This is a genomic window from Roseateles sp. P1_C6 (assembly GCF_056406315.1).
This window is the reverse complement of the sequence record NZ_JBFUAK010000028.1, coordinates 1-6,168: the sequence shown is the minus strand read 5'-3', so window position 1 is coordinate 6,168 and position 6,168 is coordinate 1. Positions and strand designations below refer to the sequence as shown.

General features: G+C 68.6%; 1 protein-coding gene. It reads left to right on the top strand.

Features of this window, described 5'->3' with window-relative positions:
• On the top strand, positions 1–6,168 hold a 6,168-nt coding region (locus AC1D29_RS29500), incomplete at both ends, for a calcium-binding protein (protein WP_477904326.1).

Here is a 6,168-nt window from a genome sequence, read left to right as displayed (position 1 = left end):
CAGCAAGTCCGCTTCGACGACGGCACGACGTGGAACATCGGCGCCATCCTGGCGGCGCTGGGCCAGGGCACGGCGGCCGACGACGTGCTGCGCGGCACCACCGGTGGCGATGCGCTGACCGGCGGGCGCGGCAACGACAGCCTGGAAGGGCTGGACGGCAACGACACGCTGACCGGCGGCGAAGGCAACGACGCGCTGTACGGCGGCTACGGCAACGACACGCTAGACGGTGGCACGGGCAACGACTACCTGGACGGTAGCTACGGCAACAACACCTACCTGTTCGGCCGAGGTGACGGGCAGGACCTCGTGGCGTCGCAATACGACAGCACGACGGGCAAGCTCAACACGGTTCAGTTCAAGGCCGGCATCACGACGGCCGACGTCGTGCTGCGCCGGGTCACCGGCACCCAGGGTGGTGCGAACGAATCGCTGGAGATCACCCTCGCGGGCAGCGACGACCGGCTGATCGTCAACTACTTCTTCCAGGGCGGCAGCACCGCCAGCTATTACAACCCGGTCCAGCAGTTGCGCTTCGCCGACGGCACGGCCTGGGACCTGGCGGCGATCACCGCCCGCCTGGAGACGGCACCGGCCACGACGACCATCAACGGCACCAACCTCGCCGAAACGCTGACCGGCACGGCCGCCGACGAGACCCTCAACGCCCTCGGTGGCAATGACATCCTCGCCGGCGGTGCCGGCACGGACTTACTGTCCGGCGGCACGGGCAACAACACCTATCTGTTCAACCGTGGTGATGGCACCGACACCATCCTCTACAGCGGCGACACCAACGGCAGCCGTCTGAACGTCGTGCGCCTGGGTGCGGGCATCCTGACGAGCGACCTCGTGCTGAAGCGCGCGCTGGACAGTCAGACCAACCGCTACAGCGCGCTGCAGATCGGCATTGCCGGCACGGCCGACAAGCTGGTCATCAACTACTTCGTCGAAAGCGACAGCCCCACCAACCCCTACAACCCCGTCCAGCAGCTGCAGTTTGACGACGGCACGATCTGGACAGCCAGCGAGATCTTCGCGCGCCTGAACCTGCCCACGGCCGGTGACGACACGCTGACCGGCTCCACCGCCGGCGAGACGCTGGACGGCGGCGCCGGCAACGACAGCCTCAGCGCGCGCGGTGGCAACGACACCTTGCTGGGCGGTGCGGGCGACGACCTGCTCTACGGCGAGGACGGCAACGACATGCTGGACGGCGGTACCGGCAACGATTACCTCAGCGTCGGCTACGGCAACAACACCATCACGCTGGGTCTGGGCGACGGCGTCGACACGCTGACTTACACCGCCTATGACACCGGCAAGACCAACACGCTGCTGTTCAAGGCCGGCATCGCCCCCAGCGACGTCAAGCTCAAGCGCGTGCTGGAAGAGGGCGCGCGAAGCTATCGCGCGCTGGAAGTGGCCTACGGCACCGGTGGCGACAAGCTCATCGTCAACGCGTTCTTCGAGAACGAGGACCCCAATCGCGGCTACAACCCGCTGCAGAAGATCCAGTTCGCCGATGGCACCGTCTGGAGCATCAGCGACATCCAGGCCATGGTGCTGGCCAGCACCGCCGCGGGCGACACGCTGGGCGGTACCGCCTGGGGTGAAACGCTGGATGGCGGCGGCGGCAACGACACCCTCAGCGCCGGCGCGGGCAACGACACGCTCAAGGGCGGCGCCGGCGACGACGTGCTCTATGGCGAGGATGGCAACGACACGCTGGACGGCGGCGCCGGCAACGACTACCTGAACGTCGGCTACGGCAACAACACCATCACGCTGGGCCTGGGCGACGGCGTCGACACGCTGACCTACACCGCCTACGACACCGGCAAGACCAACACGCTGCTGTTCAAGACGGGCATCGCGCCCAGCGACGTCAAGCTCAGCCGTGTGCTGGAAGAGGGCGCGCGCGCCTACCGTGCGCTGGAAGTGGCCTACGGCAACGGCGGCGACAAGCTCATAGTCAACGCGTTCTTCGAGAACGACGACCCCAACCGCGGCTACAACCCACTGCAGAAGATCCAGTTCGCTGATGGCACGGTCTGGGTCCTGGCCGACATCGTCGCCCGCGTGAACGCCGGCACCGATGGGGCCGACTATCTGACCGGCACGGCCGCCAACGAGACGCTGGAGGGCGGCGCCGGTGGCGACACGCTGGCAGCCCGCGGCGGCAACGACACGCTCAAGGGTGGCGCCGGCAACGACACGCTGTCCGGCGAAGCCGGCAACGACACGCTGGAAGGCGGCGCCGGCGAGGACCTGCTCTACGGCGGCGATGGCGCCGACACGCTGGACGGCGGCGCCGGCAACGATTACCTGAACGTCGGCTACGGCAACAACACCATCACGCTGGGCCTGGGCGACGGCGTCGACACGCTGGCCTACACCGACTACGACACCAGCAAGACCAACACCTTGCTGTTCAAGGCCGGCATCGCGCCCAGCGACGTCAGGCTCAGCCGTGTGCTGGAGGAGGGCGCGCGCGCCTACCGTGCGCTGGAAGTGGCGTACGGCAACGGCGGCGACAAGCTCATCGTCAACGCCTTCTTCGAGAACGAGGACCCCAACCGCGGCTACAACCCGCTGCAGAAGATCCAGTTCGCCGACGGCACGGTCTGGGCGCTGGCCGACATCGTGGCCCGCACCCTCGCCGGTGCGTCAGGCAACGACAGCATCGCCGGCACCAGTTGGTCCGAGGCGCTGGATGGTGGCGCCGGCAACGACAGCATCAGTGCGCGCGCGGGCAACGACACCATCCTCGGTGGCACTGGCGACGACAGCCTGGCCGGTGAAGACGGCAACGACAGCTTCGAAGGCGGGTCCGGCAACGACACCCTCAACCCCGGCTACGGCAACAACACCTACCTGTTCGGCCGCGGCGACGGCCAGGACACGCTCATCGAGAGCSCSTACGACTKSAACAAGRTCAACACGCTGCARTTCAAGCCCGGCATCACGCCGGCGGACGTCATCGTGCGCCGCGTGTTCGACTACCGCACGGCGCAGTACACGGCCATCAGCATCGGCCTGGCCAACAGCGACGACAAGCTGACCGTCTGCTACTTCTTCTACAACAACGACCCCAAGAACCAGTACAACCCGCTGCAGCAGGTCAAGTTCGCCGACGGCACCACCTGGGACCTGAACGCCCTGGTCGCCGAAGTCGACAAGGCCGTCGGCATGGACCTCAGCGTCAAGGACGTCAGCGTCGTGCCGGCCGCGGGCGCCAGCCAGTTCCTGTCCGGCGGCCAGGTCGTCGTGACCTGGACCACCACCAACCTGGGCGCCACGCCCACCATCGGCGACTTCGCCGACCGCGTCACGCTGCGCTCCGCCAGCGGCGACGTGCTGGCCGAGTTCTTCGTGCCCTACGTCGAGGCCACCTCCGGCGCCTTGGCCGCCGGCGCCAGCATCACCCGCACCGCGACGCTCAAGCTGCCCGACGGCCCCACCGGCGCCGGCAACCTGCTGGCCGTCGTCGAGAGCGACTTCGGCAACACCCAGAAGGAAGGCGGCAAGGGCGAGACCAACAACCGCGGCCAGATCGCCTTCACCAGCACGTTGGCCGAGTACGTCAACTACGTCAACCTGACGGCCAGCAACCTCAGCATCAGCCCGGCGGGCGACTGGCAGAACGGCGACACCATCACCGTCGGCTGGACCACTGCCAACGCCGGCACCATCCCGCCCGGCCGCAGCTGGACCGAGCGCGTCGAGGTGCTCAACCAGACCACCGGCGTCGTCATTGCCAGCATCACCAAGACCGGCACGCCCGCTGAAGCCGCGCCCGGTGCCAGCGTCAACCGCACGGCCACGTTCAACTGGCCCGGCGGCGCCAACGCGGCCGGCGCGATCCGGCTGCGCGTCACCGTCGACGCCGGCAACGAGATCGCCGAGTTCAACAGCACCGGCTCGCTGGAGACTGACAACCAGCTCGAACGCAACGTCAACGTCGGCAGCGACCTGATCGCCCGCAACCTCAGCCTGGACAGCGCCACGCCCACCTCGGGCGATGTGCTGACGCTGCGCTGGGACGATGTCAACCAGGGCCGCGTCGCGACCAACCTGAGCTACCAGGACCGTGTCGTCATCCGCCAGCGCAATGCCGACGGCAGCGCCGGTCCCATCCTCGTCGACACGCTCGTCAGCTTCGCCGGCAACGCCGCGCTGCCGCTGGCCGCGGGCGAGGTGCGCCAGCGCAGCTACGGCTTCGCGCTGCCGCAAGGCCTCAAGGGCGCCGGCACCTTCGACGTGACCGTCAGCGTCGACCGCAGCAGCACCGGTGCCGGCATCCTGTTCGAGGCCAACGCCGACAACACGGCCGAGAGCAACAACGACGCGACGTGGAGCTTCACGGCCGCGCTGCGCACCTATGCCGACCTCGCCGTCACGGCGCTCAACGTGCCCGCCAGCGCCAGCTCCGGTGCGGAGATCAGCGTCGGCTGGACCGTCAAGAACAACGGCGGTGCCGCCGCCACGGCCACCAACGGCTGGGTCGACCGCATCGTGCTGAGCCGCGACGACATCGCCGGCAACGGCGACGACGTGGTGCTCGCCGAGATCCCGCGCAACGCCAGCCTGGCCTCGGGTGTCGACTACAGCCAGACGGCCACCGTGCGCATCCCGACGCGCCTGGACGGCAGCTACCGCATCGCCGTCATCAGCGACGCCACCGCCAAGGTCACCGAGCCCGACACGCGCGCCGACAACGCCAAGGTCTCGGCCGCCATCGCGATCAGCCAGACCTATGCCGACCTCGTGCCGACGCTCACCGTCGTGCCGGCCGAAGTCTTYGCGGGCCGCAGCGCGCGCGTGGAGTGGTCCGTCCGCAATTCGGGCACCGTCGCCACCGACGTCAACCGCTGGGTCGAYCAGGTCTACCTCAGCAGCACCGCGAGCCTGACCGCGCAGTCCACGCTGCTSGGCTCGGTCACCCGCGTCGGCACGCTGGCCATGGGCGACAGCTACGCCGCCGGCCTGGACTTCACCGTGCCGCGCGACGCCGCCGGTGCGCGCTACTTCATCGTCAAGACCGATGCCTTCACAGCGGTCTATGAACTGGGCCGCACCGACAACAACGTCGTCGTCGCCACCGACGCGACCACCGTCAAGGCCGAGCCCAAGCCCAACCTGCAGATCGAAGGCGTCAGTGCGCCCGCAAGCTGGCGCGTGGGCCAGACCGTGCAGGTCAGCTACACGGTGCGCAACGCCGGCAACGACGCGATCAGCGGCTTCTTCGGTGAAGAGATCCGCCTCGTCGACACGCTGGGCCTGGCGCCCACGCAGGTGCTCACCACCACCTGGGCCTTCCAGACGCTGGGCGCCGGCGGCACGCTGACGCAGAACCTCAGCCTGGCCGTGCCGGCCATCCCGCCGGGCAACTGGCGCCTGGAGATCGCCGCCGACAAGGGCAACTACGTCATCGAGTCCAACGAGACCGACAACGTCGCGACGCAGGCCGTCGCCATCGTGGCCCCCGACCTCGTCGTCGGCAACCTGACGACGACCGGCCTGCTGCAGGGCGGCGAAGCCATCGCGCTGGCCTGGAAGACGCGCAACACCGGCAGCGCCGCAGCCGCCAACATCCGCGAGAAGGTCTACCTGTCCAAGGACGGCCTCGTCGACGGCGGCGACACGCTGCTRGGCGAGCGCCTCATCGACAGCCTGGCCGCGGGCGGCAGCAGCGACGGCAGCCTGAACTTCACGCTGCCAGTGGACCTGTCCGGCTCATGGCGCCTGATCGTCGTCACCGACACCGCGGCCGCCAACAACGAGGCAACCAACGAAGGCAACAACCAGGATTCGCTGGCCATCAACGTGGCGCTCGACGCCTACGCCGACCTCGCGGTCCTCAGCGTCAGTGCGCCCACGCAAGTCATCGACGACCCGGCCAGCATCACGGTGGAGTGGACCGTCCAGAACGTCGGCGTCGGCGCCGGCCGCTCGGTCGGCTGGACCGATCGCATCGTCTACAGCACCAACGCCATCCTGGGCGACGGCGACGACATCGTGCTGGGCAACGTCGCCCACGACGGCGCGCTGGCCGCGGGCGCCAGCTACACCGGTCATCTGGACTACAGCTTCGGCCCGGCCTTCAGCCGCCACGGCACGATCTTCGTAAAGTCGGACGCCACCGGCGCCGTCTGGGAGAACGGC